The sequence below is a fragment of the Mesorhizobium sp. M1D.F.Ca.ET.231.01.1.1 genome, from assembly GCF_003999155.2.
Taxonomy (GTDB): Bacteria; Pseudomonadota; Alphaproteobacteria; order Rhizobiales; family Rhizobiaceae; genus Mesorhizobium.
The window spans coordinates 473,120-495,552 of sequence record NZ_RZOZ02000002.1; the positions used below are offsets into that span (position 1 = coordinate 473,120).

The window sequence follows — 22,433 nt, forward strand, 5'->3', positions numbered from 1 at the left end:
TTTCCTGGCCTGGCCAGACACCGGTTCCCGAGATGGGCGCCGGTGTTATGGTGCGGAACCGGCTACTCCGCTGCTTTGGTGATCGGGTTTACCGAGACGTAGGTTCGGCCGTTGGCTTTTTTGTTGAAGGCGACTGCGCCGGCTTCGAGCGCAAAAAGGGTGTGGTCCGTGCCCATGCCAACGTTGGTGCCCGGATGCCATTGCGTGCCGCGCTGACGAATGATGATGTTGCCGGCGACGACGGCTTCGCCGCCGAACTTCTTCACGCCGAGACGCTTGGAGTGCGAATCGCGACCGTTGCGCGACGAACCGCCAGCTTTCTTGTGTGCCATCTAACTAACTCCGATGCGCCCGAGGGCGCTTGAATTGTCTTATGAACGCGTTCGCGTTCCGTTTCAAGTCCGCACCGGCGACGATTCTCGCCGGCCCGTCTTACTTCTTCTTCGCCAGTTCCTTGGCCTGCTCGCGCCAGTCCTTGATCTGGTCGGTGCTGAACGGCATGTGCTCGTCGATCTTGGCGACATCCTTGTCGGTGAGCTTGGCGAGCTGGGCGAAGGTGACGATGCCCTGTTCGGCGAGATCCTTCGCCGCGACCGGGCCGATGCCCTTGATCACGGTGAGGTCATCCGGCTCGCCCTTCGGCGCCTTGAACAGCGGCGCGGCGGCGGTTTCGGCCTTGGCCTCTTCCTTCGCAGGAACTTCCGCCTTGGCTTCCTTCTTGGCCTTGGGCTCCTTCGGGGCGGCCTCCGCCTTCGCCTCGGCAGCGACTTCCACCTTGGCTTCCGGCTTGGCAGCGGCCTTCTTCGACGGCTTGGCGCCACCCAGCAGGATCTCGGAGATCCTGACGGTGGTCAGAAGCTGGCGGTGGCCGATCTTGCGGCGCGAATTCTGGCGGCGGCGCTTCTTGAAAGCGATGACCGTGCGGTTCTTGCCCTGCTCGACGACTTCCGCCGTGACCATGGCGCCATCGACGAACGGCGCGCCGAAGGTGACATTCTCGCCCTCGCCATGCGCGAGCACATTGCCGATCTCGACAAGGTCGCCGACCTTGGCTTCGACTTTCTCGATCTTCAGGAGATCGTTGGCGGCGACGCGATACTGCTTGCCGCCCGTTTTGATGACTGCGAACATTTTTTGCCTTTCGCTGTTCGGTCGGCCTCAATGAACCGCCTCAAGCAGTTCGGCCGTCTTTTTGTCAGTCTGCGGGTTCAAAAAACAAGCGGCGCGGAAAAGCCCCACGCCGAATGCGGGCTGTCCCTAACCGAAGGTTGCGCGGAAGTCAAGGCAAGCCGACCGCGCTGCTGGAGGAGGCCGCGACCCGCGTTGCCGGCAAAGGTCGCGCTCGCCCCGCCGAGGCTTTTTCAAGAAGCGGGAAATCGGTCGAATAGGGCCTTGTAACTGCGGCGGTCAGCCGTTATCTAGTGCGCCGCGCCGGCAACGGCCGACCATGACCTCGCGGAGAGGTGGCAGAGTGGTCGAATGCACCGCACTCGAAATGCGGCATACTCGCAAGGGTATCGGGGGTTCGAATCCCTCCCTCTCCGCCATTTAGCTTCCATAATAATCGTTTCCTTTCAAAAGCTTCCTTGTTGCGCTTGACCAGCGCGAAGCGAAACTTATCTTAGACTGTGTAACAAACTGTGTAACATTAGAGAAAGATAATGCGACGTTCCGCAGCGCCAAAGCCGCATAAACGTGAAGGCATCTGGTATCTCGTCCGCAGGGTGCCGAAGGAATTCGCGGCGTTTGATCGCCGCTGCCTAGTACGCATTTCCACGGGCGTCGCCGTGGCTGACGATCCCCGCGGTGTACGGGCGCGAGATGCAGTGCAAAGCCTCGGCGCGGGGCTGGAGGCGTATTGGCGTAGACTGCGGGAAGGCCAATCCGCCGAGGCGGGGCTGCGTTTCGAAGCCGCGAGGAAGCGCGCGCGGTCATTTGGATTGGCCTATCGCTCTAACGAGGAACTAGCAGCGGGGCCGCTCGACGAACTCATGGCCCGTATCAAGCTGCTCCTCGACAAAAAATCGATCGAGGACGCGCAGGACGTCTCGGCCGTCATGGGTGGGGAGAAGCGGCCAGCGGTCCGCCTGAGCGGTCTTATCAAGGAATTCGAGACGATCGAGCAACAGAACTTGCTGACCATGTCGCCTAACCAAATCAAGAAATGGCGTAACCCCAAAAAGCGCGCAGTTGCCAATCTGGTTGGAGTCATTGGCGACAAGGAGATCGCAAGCCTCACTCGGGACGACGCAATCGCGTTCCGCGAGTGGTGGCAAAAGCGGATCGTTGAGGATGGACTTGATATCGGTACGGCCAACAAGGACATCGGCCATGTTTCGAAAATGCTGCGCGTCGTCGATCTGACTCACCAGCTCAAGCTGGAGCCGGTTTTTCGAAACCTGCGTCTTTCCGGCGCCGTCCCCGGGCAACGCGCTGCGTTCACAGCGGAGTTCATTCAGGAGAAGATACTCGCTGAAGGCGCGCTCGACGGACTCAATGACGAAGCCCGCCATCTAATCTATGTGATTGCCGATACCGGACTCAGGCTTTCTGAAGCGGCAAACCTCACCACCGAAACAATCCACCTCGATCAAGAAATCCCGCATGTGCGGGTGCGCCCCAATGGCCGTCGCTTGAAGACCGGTCATTCAGCCCGTGACATTCCCTTGGTTGGCGGCGCACTTGCAGCCATCAAGCTCCATCCGGACGGCTTTCCTCGTTATCGCGACAAGGCCGCGTCACTTTCAGCGCTCGTCAACAAGGTGCTCGCCAGCAAGGAACTTCTGCCGACTTCCGAGCATAGTCTTTATAGCCTGCGACACACTTTCGAGGACCGGCTGACGGCAGTTGAGGCGCCGGAGAAGGTAATTGCTTCTCTGATGGGCCACAAATGGATCCGGCCCAAATACGGCGCGGGACCTTCGTTAGCGCAAAAGCGCGAGTGGCTTCAAAAAATCGCTTTTACCCCGCCCGGGCGAATGTGATTGCGGCGCCATCCAGGCCTTGAGAACCAACCTCACGGCTCCAGCTGTCCGAGCCATTTAGGTTGAGCGTGGCCAGCACGCGCTGCGCTCGCTCGCGATTTCCGAGCTTCCGCCGCATTTGTTCGACCTCGTATTCCAGCCTTTCGAAGGTCGGTATATAGGCATCTCCATGCCGGATGACCAAGTAGGCGGCAACAGCTAGACAGCATTCTAGCTCCGTGGCCGATGGATCGGAAAAAGGGGCGACGCCATACCAAGACGAGCAACGCCTCTCGAGGGCTTCCGAACTAGGCAAACGGCCAGCATGTGGCATGGGATACAAACCTATGCCTGATCGACGAACCTAAAGTGCTCACGAAGCTTGACCGGTACGCGGGCCATCGGAGGGTTCTGCCTAAAACCGCCAAAAATTTTGAAACACCCATTCATCCGGCTCGAATTCAAAGGGATCGGCGATTTTTGGGTTATGGCTTGCAAGCATAGTTCAGCCCAGACAAGAACGCCTGATATCTTGTCGTTCACTGTCACCCTGCCAAATATGGTGCCGGTGACAACGGCAGTTTGGCGAGCAGAAGAATTCCCGAGACTGAGACGTTCTACGGCTTGGCCCATGTTCGCGCTCCTCCTCGATTGGAGACAGGATGGGCCATATGGAAGCGAATAAAAGGAGGTTGGTGACGAGTCTCGGTAGTGGAGTAGAAACGGGTGGAAAAGCTTGCGCTATTCGCCGTCGGCGCCGCTAAGCGCATTTGAGAGAAGGGGCAACGATCGCCAAGAGATGACGTCCGATCGCAAGCCGGCTAGAAATGCGACAGTGACGCGCCTTTTTTGGCACGACCTTAGCACCCGATCGGGCCTCAGCTGGTCGTCGTTGCGCAGCCGATCGGGTGCGATTTTTATAAAGCTCTCTTGGCTTTAGCTTTGAGAGCCCGTCATCGAGACAAATGCAAGGGAACGGTCCCGCCCCCTGGGGACATTCGACATGCCGTGGCAGCTTCCTATGGTGAGCCAGCGCATTCCGATACACGTTTTCCGCGCTCTACCGTTGCTCCAGCACCTGTGCTGAGGCTGAGCGCTTGATCAGGACCCGACCGCTGCTGTTGCGGGATGGTGACTGGGTTGAGGTCGCGAAAACCTTGACCGCGGGTACGTTGTTCATCCAGATGAGCGCTGAGCCGAGAAGCAGCCAAGAACGCTTCCCGTAATCGAATCCTACGGGAACCGCGAAACCAGCGTCCAAGGGACGCAATTCTCCGACGTCGTTCACTCAAGCTCATCTCGCAACTTGAACGCTTGTATGAAGCCGCTGCATGTGCGCCGGTGGACCGGATTGCTGCTATCCAAACCACGTGCTCAGTTTCGCCCCCGTAATAACTCTACCGTCCGAAACGGCTTTCGCGCGTCAGGTCCACCCCACATGAAAGTTCCGCGAGCAGCACGGACGGAGAGGCCGGTCACAACTCCTTCGCGTGCTCTTTTACTACCGAATCAAGTGCCAAATGGAGAGGCACTGCCTTAGAGAACAGGAAGCCCTGCGCGGTTCTGCAGCCAAGCTTGTACAGAGTTTGCCGATCTGCCTCTGTTTCAACGCCCTCGGCCATGACCTCGATCCCGAGCGTCCTACCAAGGTCAATCACCGCTTTGACAAGCAGCCGATTCTCCCGGGACTTGGCTAAGCCGCGAATGAAGCCCTGATCTATTTTCACTTTCCTGATCCGACTGTCCTTGAGCGATGCCAACGTCGAAAAACCGGTGCCGAAGTCCTCGAGCGCGATAGAAATGCCAGCATGTGAAAGCTGGCCGAGCTTTTCATCCACTCTGTCCGGATCCACTGGGGCTTCTTCGGTAATCTCGATGTCGAACATCGTTGCAGGGAGGTCTTTTGCCGCCAGACCATTAAGAATCATCTCGTCAATATCGCCAGCTTCCAACTCGCGCGGTGAAACATTCATCGCCACACGAACATCACGACGGTCAGCTTTGACCAAGCCCTCGATAAGAGCGCAACAGTCGGCGAATACCGTTTGAGTTAGCAGCTGAAGCATTCCAGTTTCGCGTGCCGCTGTCATGATCTCGGGCGGAGAAATGGGACCGTGAAGCGGGTGAGACCATCTTAGCAAGGCTTCAAAACCGACGACGCTTCAGTTTCGAGTCTTACGATTGGCTGAAACCAAGCGACCAAGCTTCTCATCGTTATCGCCGAATGAAGATCGCGTTCGATTGACTGGCGGCGTTGCAGTTCCCGGGCTAGCTCGGCACCGAACAGACAAAATTCATTCCTGCCGCGGCGCTTAGCTGTGTAAAGGGCGATGTCGGCCCGCAACAACATTTCCGTCAGTCCGGGGTTTTCAGCCAAGTAGATTCCTATAGACGCTCCAATGCGGACGGATGCGATCCCAGGATAGGGGCGAGCAAGCTTGGCTATGAGATTGGACGCGAGATTGGTGGGAGAAGGAGAATTCTTTCGCGAAGAAAAAACCAGCACGAATTCATCCCCACCGATGCGGGCGAGCGTTGAGCCCTCCGGTGCTTCTTCCTCTATTCGGCGGGCGATCCTGGCAAGCAGCTCGTCACCCGTTCTGTGACCGTAGGTACCGTTGACAGATTTGAACCCGTCCAGATCAATCAGCATGGCCACAAAGGGTCCATCGGTGTTCTCAAACTGATCGATTGCATGTTCGAGGCCCCGCCTGTTGAGGAGCGCGGTAAGATGGTCCTCCCTGGAATTGCGCTCCATTTCCGCGGCAAGCCGCTCGGCTTGATGTCTCAGGCGGCTCGCGTCACGGAAGCGCGCTTGTCCAACGAACGAGGATCGAACCAGGCCGCCCTCGAAAAGCAGGACGGCAAAAGCCAGAATGTAGTTTTCCGGGGCTCCCTTCGTCAGCAAACATGCGGCGGCAATGAGGAGTGGCGGTGTGATGAAGCATATCGCTGCCGCAGCATATGAGCTGCCGTACGTGACCGCGCCAGCTGAAATGCCCGCCAGAATTATTAGATGCAGCGATGCTTGAGACGTCGTGTATCCAGCCGTTAGGATGGCAAGGAATGACCAGGTGAATCCCGCCAGAAGAGCAAGCCTGCCAAACCAGCGAAGCCGCAGCCAAACCCGTGTCAGATCATCCTGGACTCCGGGTTCCTTCAGCTGATGACGGGCGAGTGCAAGGCGGGCGGCATTTATCGCATTAACGACCGAAAACCAGGCCGCGCCAGCAAGACCGTTCCCGGAAAGGGCCTGCACGGTCAAAATCAGCCCGGACAGCACAATGCTTATCGGCATTGAGACGAAAAGGCCTGCCCTCAGATCAGCGAGCTGGTCCTGAAGGATTCTCGCCTCCAGCGGATCTTCTTTTCCAAGGCTGGACGGGTCAGCTTGCTTACTCCTGCTTGTCCGCAGCCTATGCAGCCCCCCTGAAGGACGGGTTAATTCTTCAATCGGAGATCAGCGTCGGGGAGCAGGATTACTCCGGTGCATCATGCACTCTCTCCCATCGCTCGCCCAGCACGCGCAAAAATGCGACTGCTGGTGCAGTATCACCGCTGGAGCTCCGCCGATATCCCATGCCGGACAAGGGGAACATGTTGGGCAAAGCGAAGCCCCAGATGCCTTGCAAGCCGTGCCGCCAGGTGGTCTCTGGAGTAGAGTCCAATCAATATGTTCGTTGCATGGTAGAGCGGCGCCGCCGACAGGCGCAGCCGCCTTTCGTATATATGCAGCATGTCGGGGTCGCCAACATTGCGGCCGTCGCGGCACGCAGTCATGATTCCACGGGCGAGTTGCTTCTGGCTGCTGAGACCGATGTTGAATCCGTGAGCGGTCACCGGGTGCATGCCGATGGCAGCGTCGCCGATGAGTGCGGCGCTCGGCGCCCGGAATTTGTGCGCCCAGGTCGTGACCAGCGGATAGGTGTGGCGCTTGCTTGCCAAGGTCATTTTTCCAAGGCGCCCTCGACACCGTTTCGTCAACTCCGACAGGAACAAATCATCATCGAAGGCAAGCAGTCTATAGGCCTCGTTTGAGCGCAATGTGAGCAGCAGCGACGACATGCCCTCCGCGAGGGGCAACATCGCTATCGTCTGATGGTGATCGAACCATTCGATGGCGATCTGGTGGTGGGCGCGCTCGTGCCTCACTCGGCAAATCAGCATCGAGTGGCCAAGCCGGTTGATATCGGCGCCGATGCCTAGCAGATCACGCGTGGCGGACAAACGCGAATCCGCGGCAACAACCAGCCGAGCAGTTAAACGCGCGCCATTAGAGAGCGTTACGACTGCTCCTTCTTGGCTGTTTGTTGCATCGACGACCGAGTGGCCGCACAACAGCCGGGCGCGATCCTGCAAGCGGACGATTTTGAACAGCGCCTCGCGGATCCGGCAATTTGGAACCAAAACCCCCAGCGGTTCTCCAGAGTTGCTGGGAGGATCGAAACGAAGAGCGAATGCGCTCGAGCCGTTGAGCACGCGCGCGCCTTGAAGTGCTGATTTGTCCGAAGCCGGGATGACATCCCAGGCGCCGAGCTCGCGAAGGGTTCTGATCGAAGCGTTGGTCAGCGCGATTTCGCGACCATCGAAAGCCGGATTCGCCAGACTATCGAATGTGTTCTGTTCAACAACTGCCACCTTGAGTTCGCTTTGGGCAAGCGACGCAGCGAACGAAAGGCCGACCGGGCCGGCTCCAACGACAACGATGTCAAAATTATCGTCAGAGCCCATCAGCGTGCCGCCATCCGGTCGCCTATCCTCGTGTAACGGTGGAACTGAGCCGAGTGACATGAGCTCCGTGGCCGCCGCATTGCCTAAAGGCGCTGGGCCGGGAGATTCGCATCGATCGGCAACGAAGCACTCAAAGCGCTCAGAGGTGGATGCGGCTAACCGATCCCGCCCTTTGGCCGCGCAGCCGCGCAGATCGCCGCCAGCAAGCGAGACACTCGCGACGCTGGTCAGCCACGGCCGCGCCGCATCGATCGCCACATTCCACCTGGAACCCTTGCGCATACTACTCACGCTCCACGACGTCGAAGCGGGCTCTCTTGCGAGGGTATCGAACGTAGCGCTCTCTCTCGTCATCCCAGCCAAGGTAGCGGAAACTTTTATCCACGACCGCGCATATCTCATCAAGAACCTGCTGCATGGCTTCGATGTCGATGTCCTTGCAATTCAGTCGCCGATAGAGCAAAGCCCACGCGGCGACATAGTCGTCGAAATAGCGCGCGTCACTCGAACCAATGATCAACTTCGGACGGTTGATCGATCTCGAAAACGCACGTCCCAACCCCGATGATGCTCCGCAGCACGTTGACATCACGAGGATCTTCGGCGCTGGATGCGAGCCCTGGAACATTTCTACGAAGTCAGCCCAAAGAAGGCCACTTTCGACGCACACAACCCATCAAAGGCGAAAGCTGTTGATCGGCCCCCGTGTCCGCGCAGCCACGCGGATGGTCAGCCAGCAAGCGAGATACACACGACGCCGGTCAGCTAATGGCTGCGCCGTAAGCACAAGGCATGGCCGACCACACGACAGAAAACCCAGAACCGTGAAGGTGCTGATAATGACGACCAATCTTTCCGTAAGTCATGCATTTCTCCGTCGAAGACTGGTCAATAGAACACACCGATGAGTATGACCCTGATCTGGATCAGCCAGACATGACCAATCGGCACTGGCGGTTCACGGTCAGGTGATCGACCGTGACGTTCCACTTTGGAACCCGTGCGCACATGGCCAAGCTCTCGTCCGGCCACGCGAGGTACTCTCGTGGCATCAGCCGCCTCATACTGGGTGCAATGGGAGGCAGTCCTTCGCACGACAGAGGCTTTTCACAAATGTAGTGTGCAGCTTAGGTCAAGATGGTCATGGAGCATGGAGCATGGAGCATGGACAGCTTGTTCCCGACCGAGCCGGCTCGACTGACGAGCGCGATCCGCGCATCTTATGCACAGCGGATTGAAATCAGCGTTCCGGTTTGTCGTCCCGATCAATTAGTATCCGCTCGGCGGCTCCGTCGAGATCTTCGTATTGACCGCTTCGCAATGCCCAGACGAAGCCGGACACACCCAGTGCACCCAGAAAAAGGGCCACTGGTATGAGATAGAGCAACGTCGTCACGAGGATTATGCCGAATAGCTGACTGCGGAGCGTCCGACTTTTTGAATAACTTGCAGCGTCGCATTCGCCCCGAAGCCGTGCAAGCGCAATGCGTTTCCAATAACAAGCACCGATGAGGCAGACATGGCAATCGCCGCTAACAAAGGCGTGGCGTGCCCGAGGATGGCGATTGGTACTGCCACCGCATTGTAGACGATCGCAATCGCGATGTTCTGGCGGATCAGGTGTCCCGCCTTGCGCGAGACGTCCAGCGCGAGAGGCACTGCCAGAAGGCTTTCGCGCAGGAATACGAAGTCGGCGGCATTGCGGCCAATGTCGGCGGCGGTAGCTGGAGCGATCGAGACATGCGCCGCGCTGAGCGCCGGCGTGTCGTTGAGGCCGTCGCCAACCATCAGAACCTTGTGTCCGTCTTTCGCCAGGGTCTCGATGCGCTCGACCTTGCCGGATGGCAGCAGGCACGGAACGAAGTCCTTGACACCCAGCATTTCTGCGACTTCACCGCAGGCACCCGCAGTATCGCCCGACAGCATTTCCACTGACACCCCGGCATGGCTCAATTGCCCGATCGCCGCCTTGGCGTCTGCGCGCAGCGCGTCCTCAAAATCGAAGGTCGCGACAATGAACCCGTCTTTTGTCAGCACGGTTCCGCCATGTTTGCCTTCACCACCGGTCCGGGCTCTCCATCCAGCCCATCCGCGTCGGCCTAGCCGCCAGGTGCTTCCGGCTCCAGTGGCTTCGATTCCAAACCCTGGATGCTCGGTGACGGCATCAAATTTGTACTGCCCGCCGGGATGGGCAAAACCGGCTATGGCCTTTGAAAAAGGATGGCGGGAATGCGTAGCCATGTCTCCCGCGACTGCCAGCATGGCCGGATCGATCGACGATGCATTGACCAGCCGGGGCTGGCCGAGCGTGAGCGTTCCGGTCTTGTCGAACACCGCTGTATCAATCGTCGCCAGGCGCTCCATGGCAGAACCGTCCTTTACCATGATGCCGTTCTCAAACAGGCGCCGCGCGGCGACCACCTGAACGATCGGTACGGCGAGGCCGAGCGCGCACGGGCAGGTGATGATCAGAACGGCAATGGCGATGGTTATCGCCCGGTGCCAGTCGCCGGTCACCGCCATCCAGCCAAGGAACGTCGCGAAGGCTGTGAGATGAACCACCGGGGCATAGAGCGCTGAAACGCGATCGGCGATCCGGCGATAATGCGCGCGGCCGCCCTCTGCGGCTTCCATAAGACGAACCATTTCCGCCAGAAACGAATCCTTCGCGGCGGCTGTCGCCTCAATCGTCAGCGGGCCGGTAAGATTGAGCACGCCGGCCTGAACTGCTTCGCCCGGCGCCACGTTTTTCGGCGTGCTTTCGCCTGAGGCCAGCGAGCAGTCGAGATCCGACGTTCCCTGGATGATCTTGCCGTCGACGGGGATCCTCTCACCGGCTGCGATCAACAACCGCATGCCTGGTTCGATCTCGCCGACCGGCAAATAGTCGCGCGCGCCGTCGCTGCGCAGCACCATGGCGCCATGTGCGGCCAACTGGGACAGGCCTTTCACAGCGGTCCGGGCACGTTCGCGCATCACGTGATCCAACGTGCGGCCGATCAACAGGAAGAACAGCAGCGATACCGACGCGTCAAAATAGGCGTGATCGCCATGGTTGATCGTCTCGTAGAGGCTCATGGCGTAGGCGAGCGAAACACCGACCGCGATCGGCACGTCCATATTCATGCGGCCATGGCGCAAAGCATTCCAGGCCGAACGGAAGAAGATGCCGCCGGCGAAGGCGAGGGCAGGAATGGCGATCAGCGCCGAGACCCAGTGAAACAGGTCGCGGGTAGCACCTTCGGCGCCGGACCAGACCGAGACCGAAAGCAGCATGATGTTGCCCGCCGCAAAGCCGGCAACCGCGACCGCGCGGATCAAATCCGATAACGTCCTGTCCTTGTCGCCGACCTCGGAAGGGAAGAGATGCGCCTGGTAGCCTAGCCGCCCAAGCGCGACGACGAACGGTGGGACCTCGTCACCACGCCACCGGACAGAGACCCGTTTCGTCGACAGGTTGACGCGGGCGCTCTCGACGCGATCGAGCTTTCCCAGCGCCGTCTCGATCGTCTGGATGCAGCCTGCGCAATGAACCGTCGGTACTGAAAGATCGGTCTGGTGAAGATCATCGCCAAGCGATCGGCTCGCCAGCCTGATCTCCTGGCTGGACGGCAGGACCGATCCGGTGTTGACCAGATCAAGCGCCATTTCGGCGCCCGGTGCACAACAACTCATTGCAGCGCTCCATTGGAAATCATGATCCGGCGGACGTCGCGATACGGTTTGTCCAGACCGGCGTCGGCGTCGACTTCGACAATCCAGACGCCGTCCTTCGGCATGTGCTGGGCTGCGAATTCCTGGCCCGAGGCGGGTGCGAGGGTGACCGACTTGTCCTCCTTCTCGTACGCGGGATGGCGAAACAGCACCTTGACGCCGTGCAAGGGAACCGGCTTGCCGGCGACGTCGGCGAGGCCATAGCGAACTTCGCCCCATGCGATGGTCAGCTTGCCGGTCCAGCCAAGTGCTGCCTGCGCCCGTCCTTCCTCGGCCTTCTTGTTGAATTGCTGGCTCGCCACATAGGTGTTTTCGACGACGAGGCCAGTCCAGCTTGTGCTGGCGAGCGTTGCCATGGTCAGATTGACTGCGATGACCACGCCGAAAAAGGCCAGGATGATGACCAGCATGTGCCTGCCGGTGAATTCACGAGGCTTTTGTACATTGGCAGTCATCTGAGGGGCTCCGGCGCGTTGAAGGTGGCGGTGTACTCGTTCGACTCAAAGCTGGCTCTGTCCTCGACGCGGAACTTGAAGGTCTGTGCCGGAGCGCGGATCTGGTCCGCCGGCTGGCGAACGAAGACCCTCAGCATTTTCAGGCGGTCGGGTTCGACCGGAATGGCGAAGGAACGGCCTGCGGGGATGTCGTCGCCGACGACGACCATGTCAGCGCCTTCAAGGCCCTGCATGGTTACGACGATCGTCCTCGGCTCGGGGATCATGTTGAGCAGCTTGACGGTATAGCCATTGCGGATGGATCCGTCGGTCAGCGTGACGAACTGGGGATTGCGATCATGCAATACGTTCAGTTCGAGCCGATCGCGCGTCAGCAGCGAATAGAGCAGGCCGAGGCCGATCAGCGACCACAAGCCCATGTAGACGTAGGTGCGCGGCCGAAAGATCTTGCGGATGTGAAAATGCGCCACCTTGTCGGAGAACAGGCCATCAGCGGTCCTGATCAGCGATGGATTGACTGAGCTGGACCCGCCTGCAGTCGCCAGCATCATGTTGGCGTTGTAGTCGGAGAGCGTCGCATAGGCGATCAGCCCACGCTCCTTGCCGAGCTTGTCCATGACGCCGTCACAGGCGTCGATGCAGAGCGCGCAAGTGATGCATTCGAGCTGCTGGCCGTCGCGAATGTCTATCCCCATCGGGCAGACCGCGACACAGGCATTGCAGTCGACGCAGTCGCCCACGGGCTGGCCTGCGGCCAGCACCTTCTTGGCGTGGCGCGAACGCGGTTCGCCGCGCCAGTCATTGTAGGTGACAGTGAGGGAATTTTCATCGAGCATGGCCGCCTGGATGCGGGGCCACGGGCACATATAGGTGCAGACCTGTTCGCGCATCAGACCGCCGAACGTGTAGGTGGTAGCCGTCAGGACGGCGACAGTGATGTAGGCGACGGGCGCCGCAGTGCCGGTGAAGAGCTCGCCGAGCAGCGTCGGTGCATCGGCAAAGTAGAAGATCCAGGCGCCGCCAGTCGCCGCCCCTATGACCAGCCAGATGGTGTGCTTGGACACACGCAGCATGAGCTTGCGCGCGGTCCAGGGACCTGCGTCAAGTTTCATGCGGGCGTTGCGGTCCCCCTCGATCGCACGTTCGACGACGAGGAACAGATCGACCCACACCGTCTGAGGGCATGCATAGCCGCACCAGGCACGGCCGACAGTCGAGGTGATCAGGAAAAGACCGACGCCCGCCATGACCAGGAGGCCGGCCACATAGAAGAATTCCTGGGGCCATATCTCGATGAAGAAGAAGTAGAAGCGCTGGTTCGCGAGATCGAGCAGGACTGCCTGGTCCGGGGCAAATGGACCGCGAGCCCAAGGCAGCCACGCAGCCAGGTAGTAGATGCCAAGTGTGATCGTCATCACCAGCCATTTGAAGCGACGAAAGTTGCCCGAGGCGCGCTTCGGAAAGATCTTTTGACGCGCGGCATAAAGCGGCTTGCGGGTTTTGGCGGAATTGACAGTTTCTGTTTCGAGCCGTGTCAACTGCGTCTTATCACGCATGTGCAACTCCACTTTCCCAGCCAATGTCAGGGGCACCTGTCGTAAAGCCTCGCGGTAGGATAGCCTTGCCGGGTTGTGCAGATCGCATTAGGGATGGTGTCGAGGCCCGGCTCACGCCGGGCCTCGTCCGCTTGGCAGGGGGGACCGAAGAATAGGACTTCCATTCCTATTCTCCGCCGCCAAGCGAATGGACATAAACTGCAAGTTCCTTGACCTTGATCTCGCCGAGACGGCCAACCCAGGCCGGCATGACGCCCTGTTTTGGCGCACGGACCTGTGCGGCGATGGCTGTCTCACCGGATCCATAGAGCCAGATCGCATCGGTCAGGTCGGGGGCGCCGAATTCCCTGTTGCCTTTTGCATTGTCGCCGTGACAGGCGACGCAGTTCTCGGCAAAGACCTTGGCGCCGGGTTGGATCAGACTTGCATCGCGGACCTTGCCGGAAAGGCTGGCCACGTAGGCGCTGACTTGTGCGATCTGGTCGGCGGTAATGATGTCGCCGAAGGCCGGCATTTCCGACAGGCGCGTGTCCGGATCGGATGCGAAGCGGATGCCGTGCGTAATCGTCTGCTGGATCTGCTCGGCCTTGCCGCCCCATAGCCAGTCGTCGTCGTTGAGATTGGGAAAGCCCTTGGAACCTTGGGCGCCGGAGCCGTGACATTGTACGCAATTGACCTTGAAAGCGGCGCCACCGGCGGCGATTGCGAATTCGCGCAGGCCGTCGTCCGCGGAGATCTCCGAGACGCTCTTGGACTCCACCGCCGAGATATATTTGCCCTTGGCGGCCTCAGCCGCAGTCAGCTCGTTCCTGACCTCGTTGCGGCTGGAATAGCCGAGCACACCCTTCGTCGCCGAGTGCAACAGAGGCCATGCTGGATAGGCGATGGTGTAGCCTATCGCCCAGACAATGGTGACGTAAAAGGTGATAACCCACCATCTGGGAAGCGGGTTGTTCAGCTCCCGGATGCCATCCCATTCGTGGCCGGTGGTCGAGACGCCAGAGATTTCATCGATATGCTCGTCGCTCATGATCACTCGTCCTCGAGCGGAATGCGGGCCGCTTCGTCGGCCAGCCTTCGGCTGCCGGGGCGTAGGGCAAAGGCGATGCACCCCACGAAGAACAGCGCCATCGCAACCAGGCCCCAGCTGTCGGCAAACGCCCGCATCAAATTGTAGGTCATCAGCGTTCTCCTCAGCGGTAGCCGGCGGCTTCGTCGTAATTTTTGAAGTCGACCAGTGTGCCAAGCATCTGCAGGTAGGCGAGCAGGGCATCCATTTCGGTGACCTGTTGCGGGTTGCCGTCGAAGTCGCCGATCTTGGCTTTTGGGTAACGCGCCTCAAGGCCTGATGTGTCGGCATTGGGATCGGCCTGCGCCGCCAGATCCGCATTGGCGTGGACGATCATGTCATCGGTGTAAGGGACGGCTACAAGCCTGTTGGCGACCAGATGCGTTGAGAAATCCTTCACGTCGATCGGCGTGTCTTTCAGGAACCCATAGCTCGGCATGATCGATTCCGGCACCACCGAGCGCGGGTCGGTAAGATGCGCGACATGCCATGCATTCGAGTAGCGGTCGCCAACTCTGGCGAGATCCGGCCCGGTGCGCTTCGATCCCCACTGGAAGGGGTGATCGTACATGGACTCGGCAGCTAGGCTGTAGTGGCCATAGCGCTCAACTTCGTCGCGGAACGGCCTGATCATCTGGCTATGACAGAGGTAGCAGCCCTCGCGCATATAGATGTTGCGCCCGACAAGTTCGAGCGGCGAATAGGGGCGCATGCCTTCCACCTTCTCGATCGTATTGTCGAGATAGAAGAGAGGCGCGATCTCGACGATGCCGCCGACCGTCACCACGAGCAGCGAGCCAACGAGAAGAAGCGTGGCGTTCTTCTCGATGATTGCGTGTTTGTCCATCAAGCCCATTACCTGGCTCCTGATCGCGCAGGTCGGATGGCGACGGGGCTCGGCATCGGCTCCTCCTCGCGCTGGTGGCCGAGGATGGTCCTGGTGATGTTCCAGGCCATGATCAGCGCGCCGGAGAGGTACATGGCCCCACCGATGGCGCGCATGACATAGTAGGGGTGCATGGCGGCGACGGTCTCGGCGAAGGAGTAGACCAGGAAGCCCTGCTCGTCGTATTCGCGCCACATCAGGCCCTGCATGACGCCGGATACCCACATCACCGCGGCGTAGACAACGATACCAAGTGTCGCCAGCCAGAAATGCCAGGTGACCAGCCGCAACGAGTAGAGCCGTTGCCGGTTCCAGAGCTTCGGCACCATGTAGTAGATTGCGCCGAACGAGATCATGCCAACCCAGCCGAGCGCGCCCGAATGGACGTGGCCGATCGTCCAGTCGGTATAATGCGACAGCGAATTGACCGCCCGGATCGCCATGATGGGGCCTTCGAAGGTCGACATGCCATAGAAGGCGACGGCCATCACCATCATGCGTATGATCGGATCGGTGCGCAGCTTGTCCCAGGCGCCGGACAGCGTCATCAGGCCGTTGATCATGCCGCCCCAGGACGGCATCCACAGCATGATCGAGAACACCATGCCGAGCGTCTGCGCCCAATCGGGCAAGGCGGTGTAGTGCAGGTGATGCGGCCCGGCCCAGATGTAGAGAAAGATGATCGCCCAGAAATGGACGATCGACAGCCGGTACGAATAGACTGGCCGGTTCGCCTGCTTGGGCACGAAATAATACATCATGCCGAGGAAGCCGGCGGTGAGAAAGAAGCCGACCGCGTTGTGGCCGTACCACCATTGCGTCAAGGCGTCCTGGACCCCTGAAAAGGCGGAGTAGCTCTTGGAGCCCAGGAACGAGACTGGTATGGACAGGTTGTTGACCACATGCAGCATCGCGATGGTGACGATGAACGACAGGTAGAACCAGTTGGCCACGTAGATATGCGGTTCCTTGCGCTTCAGGATCGTGCCAAGGAACAGAATGAGGTAGGCGACCCAGACGATGGTCAGCCAGACATCCACATACCATTCGGGTTCGGCGTACTCGCGGCCCTCGGTGATGCCGAGCAGGTAGCCGGTCGCGGCCATGACGATGAACAGCTGGTAGCCCCAGAAGACGAACCAGGCCAGATCACGGCCGAAGAGGCGGGCGCGGCAGGTGCGCTGCACGACATACAGAGACGTGCAAAGCAGCGCGTTGCCGCCGAAGGCGAAGACGACACCGGATGTGTGCAACGGCCGCAAACGACCGAAATTGAACCAGGGCTGGATGTTGAGATCGGGGTAGGCGAGCTGCAGCGCGATCACCACGCCGACCAGCATGCCGACGACACCCCAGAACACGGTGGCGATCGCGCCGTAGCGGATCGGACCATCCATGTAAGCGGATGGGTCAATCGGAGCTGCTGGCTTGAACTCCGTGTTGCGCAACAGGATCGCAGTGAAACCAGCCACTGCGAAGAACAACACCCACATGTGTCGGCGGAAAGGTTCATCCACGCCGAAGCCGGCGGCCACCAGGGCCGCAAAAGCGAACACGCTTAGAAGGACGATCTCTGTGCCGAATTTCATTGCAGATCCCGATCTCGAATCTGGTGGATGCCAAATCCGCAGCGCACTAATCGCGCAGCCGCCGCCCCCTCGCCCTGATCTATGTCAGGCCGCAAGATTTTGTGTCGGCGGCGCAATCAGCAGGTGGCGAATGAACGAGGAACGCAGCGCGGGCTCACCCCCCTCATGGAAGGCGTTCCCTGGGTTGGGCGGGCGCAGACGCGATCGCTGAGGCGAAAGCTGAGGCCCTGCGCGCGTTGGATGCTATTGCCGATGCCCTGCCAAACGTTGTTCGGATCCCATTGGAAACGAACGCGATCGTTCCGCCGAGCCGTGGCAGATTAAGGACCATGCTTCGCCGGTATGTGCCGAAACACACCTGGCGATTGGTCACGTTCCTATCAAAGCCCGAAAGCTGTTTGTCTCGACCGTGACGCCGCTTCGTCGAAGGCGCGGCAACATCGCATTAAAAGGCAAACACGGCCCGCCCCGGAGTCATGCGACATGGCCTCGCCGCTTAGGGCCGCTCGCGTCCGCCGCCACAGCGCTTCTCCAGACGGCTTATGCTGTCCACCGTCACATGGCGTGCGTTCTCAATCCGAATCACCCCGTCAGCCCGCAATCGCGTCAGTTGGCGGCTCACGGTCTCGTTGGTGATTCCAAGGAAATCAGACATTTCGACACGCGTCAGCGGCAGATCGAAGGACGCCGACCCGGAAGCCGCATCGAGACTGGAATCGATATTCCGGGCCATCATGAGGAGAAAAGTCGCTACCTTTTCCGGAGCTGTCTTGCGCCCCAGCGTCACCATCCACTCGCGCGCCTCATCGAGTTCATTCAGCGTCTGTTTGAGCAGGCGATGCTCGAATTCCCGTGACGCCTTCATCATCCGTTCGACGGCCGCTCGCGGAAACGAACACAGCGTGACTGCTGTTGCCGCTTCCGCATTGATCGAGCTTTCCACCTTGAAAGGACGTCCCAGAAAATCCGGTGCAAACTGGAGACCGACGATCTGCTGGCGCCCATCCGACAGGCTCTTTGATAGCTTTACAACGCCTGAAAGCACGTTGGAGTAGCTGTCGACGTTCTGTGCCTCGCCGGTCAACTCCATTCCTGACTCGATCCGGCGACGCGAGCAAGTCTTGGCGAGCCCAACCAAATTGTCTGGATCGAGCGCACCGCAGACACCGCGACGCCGTGCCTCGCAAGGGAAGCAAAGAACAGGAATGCCGGAACTATGAATGTCTTGCCGAAAGGTCATGCGTTCGCCTTACCCGATCCTAACTGCCGGCAGGATACCCATCCAGGGTAGAGAAATCCTGCGGCGGTTTGTCCATGAGCGCGGCTGATCGAGATCAGGGTCTGCTTCAGCGATGCGTGCAGTGTTCCGGCGGGCAACACGGTGAACGCGAGATGCAATCGGAAATAGCTGTCAAACTCAGCGAGAACGTCCCACGCTACACCAGCTATCCGACGGCGCCGCATTTCCATTCGGGGATCGATGCTGCCATTTACCGTGGCTGGTTGGAGACGCTGGAAAGCGGCGACGAAATCTCGCTGTACCTGCACATTCCTTACTGCGACAAGCTCTGCTGGTTCTGCGCCTGCCACACCAAGCAGACGCACCAATATGAGCCGGTGGCCGCTTATCTGCGCTCGCTGAATGCCGAAATCGTCACGATTGCCGGTCTGCTGAGCGGCAAGGCACATGTCCGTGCAATCCACTTCGGTGGCGGTTCGCCAACTATTCTGAGGCCCGATGATATGGTTGCTCTTGGAGCGGCCTTGCGGGACAGCTTCGACTTTCTCCCGGATGCTACGGTCAGCATCGAAATCGAAACCAACGACATGGACAAGGCGCGCCTTGATGCACTTGCTCAAATCGGCGTAACCCGGGCGAGCCTCGGCGTGCAGGATTTCGATCCGCAAGTGCAAAAAGCAATTAATCGTGAGCAGAGTTTTTTGCAGACCAAGGCAGTCGTCGACGGGGTTCGTTCGCGGGGCGTCGAATCGGTCAATCTGGACCTGCTCTACGGGCTCCCGAATCAGACACGCGAGACGATCTGTTCCACGGTGGCGCAGGCACTGACCTTGGAGCCAGACCGGATGGCCCTGTTCGGCTACGCACATGTGCCCTGGTTCAAGAAGCATCAGACGATGATCGACGAGGCATGGCTGCCGAGTCCCACTGAGCGTTTCGCCCAATCTCAACTCGCGGCGCGGGCAATTGTCGCCAAGGGATATGAGGCAATAGGACTCGATCATTTCGCGAAGCCCGACGATGCGCTGGCCATAGCGGCCCGCGCAGGGGTTTTGCATCGCAATTTTCAGGGCTACACTGAGGATCGCTGCCCGACACTGATCGGACTTGGCCCTTCGTCCATCGGTCGTTTTCGCCAAGGCTACGTGCAAAACATGGCTTCGACTGCCGGGTACGGGCGCATGGTTGCGGATGGCGGGTTGGCTGCCGTCCGCGGCGTTGCCCTTTCCGACGACGATCGCGTCCGTGGCTGGATCATCGAGCGGCTGATGTGTGATTTTGCCTTCTCGGCAGTCGATCTGGTGGAGCGGTTCGGCAAAGCCGGCGAGCAGCTCCTTCATCGCTCGAGGTCCATCGCACTCCACGATCCTGCCCGAGCGCTTGAATTCGATGGTGACAGTTTCCTCGTACGGACTGAAAGTCGCCCCTTCATTCGAACCATCGCGGCCAAGTTCGATACATATTTCAAAGGGGGAACGGCGAGGCACTCGGTGGCGGTCTGAGCAAAGCACAGTGCGCTCGCCGTTTGGTCGATCGGCGAACCAGCTGCGTTCGTTTTGACCGCTCATAGGCGACTACCGCATCAAATCGAAAATGCAAACTTAGGCTGTTGCGCGGTATCTCCTTCCACATCCTCTCTTGCGCATACCTACATTCCAAGGGGTTTGATCCTATGCTTCGCGAGGAGCAGGTAGGTCGCGACAGCTAGGCAATGTTCCAGCTGCCCTAGCGGAGGAGTCACGATTTTCCGGCAAGCTCCGTCGGCAGACGTTCTTTTCTGGCCCTGGCAAAGGCTCGGTCGCCTTCCAGAAACGCCGCCAGCATGAAAGGGATGAGTTCTGCCACGGTTTCAGACTGACCATAGGTCTGACGGTAAAGTGCAGCATACTCCTTGAGTGTTTGGCTCAGCTCCGCGCTGACGGTAATGGTGATCTTCGAAGCTGTTCGGTCCGGAAGTTTTCCAAGTTTCAGGTCAGCCATGATAACTCCTGCTCAACTGGCGTATGGCCGCAGCACGATGTCCTTGTGCACGATGACGCGCAGTGGCCAACCTGGGCGGACGACGATGGTGGGCTGGATATTGAGGTTTTTTTCGGTGATGCGCTGGCCGGCTCGACTGGCGTTCTGCTGGGCTGATTCCCGGATCGCCTTGACCAGATCGCTCTCGTTTTCGCCGAGGCTGAATTCTGTGCCGACACCGAGCAATGTGGCAAGCGCCACTCCCTTGATCATCTGCCAAGTGTGGAAATCGACTTTGTCTTCCAGCCCTGCGTAGCCGGCGGTGTCGCTCGCGGGCAGATTGTCGATTTCGGCCGACGAGCCGTCGGGCAGCAGAATGCGCTGCCAGACCAGCAGCGCTCGCTTTTGCCCGAACGCGACGACGCTGTCGTAGACGCCGATAAGACGTGAGCCCTGCGGAATCAGCAATATGTTGCCCGTGACCGTGTCGTGCACATTTTCGGTGACTTGCGCGACGACAAGGCCCGGCAAATCGGAATTGATGCCGGTGATCAGGCTGGCGGCAATCACGCTGCCAGCCATCAGTTGATATGGCGAGATCGGCGTCTGAAGCGCATGCGGATTGTAGATCCCGCCAGTGCTCCGCTGGCTGAGAAAATCAAGCTTTCGCTGCTGATTGTTCTGGTCGCCTTCCGCCGCCGCCACCGAGGCTGACGCGCGTCCTGCTTCGGATTGGGGAAGCGCCTCAAATGGATGCTGAGCAGTTTGCACGCTCTCTCCGACATCTGTCTGTTGAGCTCGATTTTCGACGCGGAAAAGCACCCGCGATTCACGCGCTTCGATCGCCTGCTGCGCTAGACGCTGCTCCTCGGCCGAGATGTCTTGGCCCGGCACGATGCCGAGCTGGCGCTGCCGCTCGAGGATGGGGCGGCCGAGGTCGCCCGGCAAAGGTAGCCCAAGGACGGGAGGCTTTGGCTTCATGCCGGAATAGTCATGGGGAAGCGTATCGAGTCCCTCGGCGGTTGGTTTGCGCTCAGTGTTGTAGAGATCTTCCGCCTGATCCCTGATGCGAAGGGCCGGCCCCTGGAGGGCGATCATGGTAACGCCGAAGACAGCGCCGGATCCGAGCGCTGCGATAGCGATGATCACACCGCGCCTGAACCGCACCACGCGGCGGGGAGAGGCCCGAAGCTGCAGTTCCTCGGGATCCAGTTTCGGCGGGATGCCAGAGCGGGAATTTTCGATCATGAGCCCTCACCTCGCCGGCTGCCGCGAAAGAGCGAGATCCGCCGTTGCGGTTGCCTGCCGTCAATCCTGCTGATGCGGATCACCTGCTGCCGCTTGGTGCCGAGGCGAAGTTCGGCCGCGGCGAAGAGCCGATCGACGATGTAATAGTTGCCGCGCACGCGATAGTTGACGAGCTCGCTGCTCCCATCTGCGCCGACGATGAAGAGTGGTGGCGCCTCGCCCTGATCTATGCGACGAGGGAACTCAATATAGACCTTGCTGCCGTCGTCGAAGGCTCGCGTCGGTCTCCAGGGCGGTGTGTCGCCACTGATTGAGTAGCGAAAGCGAAGGTTTTCGAGCGCGATGTTCGACGCGACCGGTGTAACTGCCTCGGCTTGAGCATTGCGCTGGCGAAGCGCGATGATCTGGTCTTGGCTGTAGGTCCAGGAGATTGCCGCCATTGCGGTCTTCTCGGTGCTTTGAAGCTGCAAATGATAGGTCCGCCGGTCCGTCGTAATGACGACATTGGTGGCAAGACCCGGCGCGAAGGGTTTTACCAGAACATGGGTGCGCTGATTGTCACCGGTGCCGCTTGCGGTATCGCCAATGACCCAGCGCACGGTGTCGCCAGCCGACACGGCGGTTAGTTTCTCGCCCGGCTGCAGAGCGATGTCGGTCACGCGCTCCGGCGCGGCATAGAGTTGATAAAGCGCGCCATCGGTGAAGGGGTAGACTTGCACTGCATTAACATACCCGTACTTGGTGGGTTGCTGGGTCGCGGCTTTGTTGGCATCAGCGACGCGTTCTTCAGGAGGGCGCTTGTCCTCGGCCTTGCCGGGCTCGGGCTGCATTTGGCCAGGCAGCGGCAGTGGTTTTGGCACCTCGACAATTCTAATCGGCCTCTCCGGCGCTTTTTCGATCGCGGCCGGTTTGAAGTCGGCAGCGTCATAGGAAATCTCAGGCGGCGGCACCTTCTTCGATGCACAAGCGGAAACGACCGCTGCCGACACCGATAGGATCAGCACGGCACGAATCGGTGACATT

General features: G+C 59.7%; 20 protein-coding genes and 1 tRNA gene. 3 read left to right on the plus strand and 18 right to left on the minus strand.

Going from position 1 to position 22,433, the window contains the following annotated elements:
• Positions 1–62: 62 nt before the first annotated feature.
• Together rpmA and EN874_RS08745 are read right to left on the minus strand one after the other, a co-directional pair.
• Positions 63–332 carry a 50S ribosomal protein L27 gene (gene rpmA / locus EN874_RS08740; RefSeq protein WP_059189273.1) on the minus strand — a complete coding sequence of 90 codons (270 nt, stop codon included), beginning with the start codon at positions 330–332 and terminating at the stop codon, positions 63–65.
• A gap of 100 nt (positions 333–432) precedes the next feature.
• A complete protein-coding gene (locus EN874_RS08745; RefSeq protein WP_127427544.1) occupies positions 433–1,131 on the minus strand; it encodes a 50S ribosomal protein L21 in 699 nt (232 codons plus the stop codon).
• 326 nt (positions 1,132–1,457) lie between these two features.
• On the opposite strand from EN874_RS08745, the gene EN874_RS08750 reads away from it, so the two are divergent.
• Both EN874_RS08750 and EN874_RS08755 read left to right on the plus strand, forming a co-directional pair.
• Positions 1,458–1,547, plus strand: a tRNA-Ser gene (locus EN874_RS08750).
• Positions 1,548–1,661: 114 nt separating this feature from the next.
• On the plus strand, positions 1,662–2,984 hold the full coding sequence (locus tag EN874_RS08755) for an integrase (RefSeq protein ID WP_126057794.1): 1,323 nt from the start codon (positions 1,662–1,664) through the stop codon (positions 2,982–2,984).
• 1,454 nt (positions 2,985–4,438) lie between these two features.
• Here the strand turns inward: EN874_RS08755 and EN874_RS34300 are convergent.
• From EN874_RS34300 to EN874_RS08815, 13 genes are all read right to left on the minus strand, one after another.
• A complete protein-coding gene (locus EN874_RS34300; protein WP_245454739.1) occupies positions 4,439–5,104 on the minus strand; it encodes an EAL domain-containing protein in 666 nt (221 codons plus the stop codon).
• Positions 5,098–6,261, minus strand: coding sequence for a GGDEF domain-containing protein (locus EN874_RS34305; RefSeq protein ID WP_245455339.1), 1,164 nt, complete (start codon positions 6,259–6,261; stop codon positions 5,098–5,100). Before EN874_RS34305 ends, EN874_RS34300 begins: the two co-directional genes overlap by 7 nt.
• Before the next feature lie 254 nt (positions 6,262–6,515).
• Positions 6,516–7,697, minus strand: a complete 1,182-nt coding sequence (gene ubiM / locus EN874_RS08765) for a 5-demethoxyubiquinol-8 5-hydroxylase UbiM (RefSeq protein WP_185928959.1) — start codon at positions 7,695–7,697, stop codon at positions 6,516–6,518.
• A gap of 280 nt (positions 7,698–7,977) precedes the next feature.
• Positions 7,978–8,322 (minus strand): hypothetical protein, encoded by a 345-nt coding sequence (locus EN874_RS08770; RefSeq protein WP_126057793.1) that lies wholly within the window; start codon positions 8,320–8,322, stop codon positions 7,978–7,980.
• Positions 8,323–8,934: 612 nt separating this feature from the next.
• Complete coding sequence (gene ccoS, locus EN874_RS08775) at positions 8,935–9,090, minus strand: cbb3-type cytochrome oxidase assembly protein CcoS (RefSeq protein WP_081714250.1); 156 nt, start codon at positions 9,088–9,090, stop codon at positions 8,935–8,937.
• A 5-nt stretch (positions 9,091–9,095) separates the two neighbouring features.
• On the minus strand, positions 9,096–11,369 hold the full coding sequence (locus EN874_RS08780; RefSeq protein ID WP_126059322.1) for a cation-translocating P-type ATPase: 2,274 nt from the start codon (positions 11,367–11,369) through the stop codon (positions 9,096–9,098).
• Positions 11,366–11,863 carry a FixH family protein gene (locus tag EN874_RS08785; protein ID WP_126057792.1) on the minus strand — a complete coding sequence of 166 codons (498 nt, stop codon included), beginning with the start codon at positions 11,861–11,863 and terminating at the stop codon, positions 11,366–11,368. Before EN874_RS08785 ends, EN874_RS08780 begins: the two co-directional genes overlap by 4 nt.
• Entirely contained in the window at positions 11,860–13,419 is a 1,560-nt protein-coding gene (gene ccoG / locus EN874_RS08790; RefSeq protein WP_127427543.1) for a cytochrome c oxidase accessory protein CcoG, read from the minus strand. Before ccoG ends, EN874_RS08785 begins: the two co-directional genes overlap by 4 nt.
• 166 nt (positions 13,420–13,585) lie before the next feature.
• Positions 13,586–14,449, minus strand: a complete 864-nt coding sequence (gene ccoP / locus EN874_RS08795) for a cytochrome-c oxidase, cbb3-type subunit III (RefSeq protein WP_126057790.1) — start codon at positions 14,447–14,449, stop codon at positions 13,586–13,588.
• Between the two features lie 2 nt (positions 14,450–14,451).
• Entirely contained in the window at positions 14,452–14,601 is a 150-nt protein-coding gene (locus tag EN874_RS08800) for a cbb3-type cytochrome c oxidase subunit 3 (protein ID WP_024502864.1), read from the minus strand.
• Between the two features lie 11 nt (positions 14,602–14,612).
• Positions 14,613–15,344 (minus strand): cytochrome-c oxidase, cbb3-type subunit II, encoded by a 732-nt coding sequence (gene ccoO, locus EN874_RS08805; protein WP_126057789.1) that lies wholly within the window; start codon positions 15,342–15,344, stop codon positions 14,613–14,615.
• Positions 15,344–16,963, minus strand: a complete 1,620-nt coding sequence (gene ccoN, locus EN874_RS08810; RefSeq protein ID WP_126057788.1) for a cytochrome-c oxidase, cbb3-type subunit I — start codon at positions 16,961–16,963, stop codon at positions 15,344–15,346. The genes ccoO and ccoN overlap by 1 nt, the downstream gene beginning before the upstream one ends.
• Positions 16,964–17,459: 496 nt before the next feature.
• The gene (locus EN874_RS08815) at positions 17,460–18,203 is read right to left on the minus strand and encodes a Crp/Fnr family transcriptional regulator (protein WP_126057787.1); all 744 of its coding nucleotides are present in this window, start codon (positions 18,201–18,203) and stop codon (positions 17,460–17,462) included.
• A gap of 152 nt (positions 18,204–18,355) precedes the next feature.
• On the opposite strand from EN874_RS08815, the gene hemN reads away from it, so the two are divergent.
• Positions 18,356–19,705, plus strand: coding sequence for an oxygen-independent coproporphyrinogen III oxidase (hemN, locus tag EN874_RS08820; protein WP_126059321.1), 1,350 nt, complete (start codon positions 18,356–18,358; stop codon positions 19,703–19,705).
• Between the two features lie 235 nt (positions 19,706–19,940).
• On the opposite strand, the gene EN874_RS08825 is transcribed toward hemN, so the two are convergent.
• The 3 genes from EN874_RS08825 to trbG are packed head-to-tail and all read right to left on the minus strand — an operon-like array spanning position 19,941 to position 22,432.
• Positions 19,941–20,183 (minus strand): DUF2274 domain-containing protein, encoded by a 243-nt coding sequence (locus tag EN874_RS08825; RefSeq protein WP_126057786.1) that lies wholly within the window; start codon positions 20,181–20,183, stop codon positions 19,941–19,943.
• 12 nt (positions 20,184–20,195) lie between these two features.
• Entirely contained in the window at positions 20,196–21,410 is a 1,215-nt protein-coding gene (locus tag EN874_RS08830; RefSeq protein ID WP_126057785.1) for a TrbI/VirB10 family protein, read from the minus strand.
• Positions 21,407–22,432, minus strand: a complete 1,026-nt coding sequence (gene trbG, locus EN874_RS08835; protein ID WP_127232321.1) for a P-type conjugative transfer protein TrbG — start codon at positions 22,430–22,432, stop codon at positions 21,407–21,409. Before trbG ends, EN874_RS08830 begins: the two co-directional genes overlap by 4 nt.
• Position 22,433 lies beyond the last annotated feature (1 nt).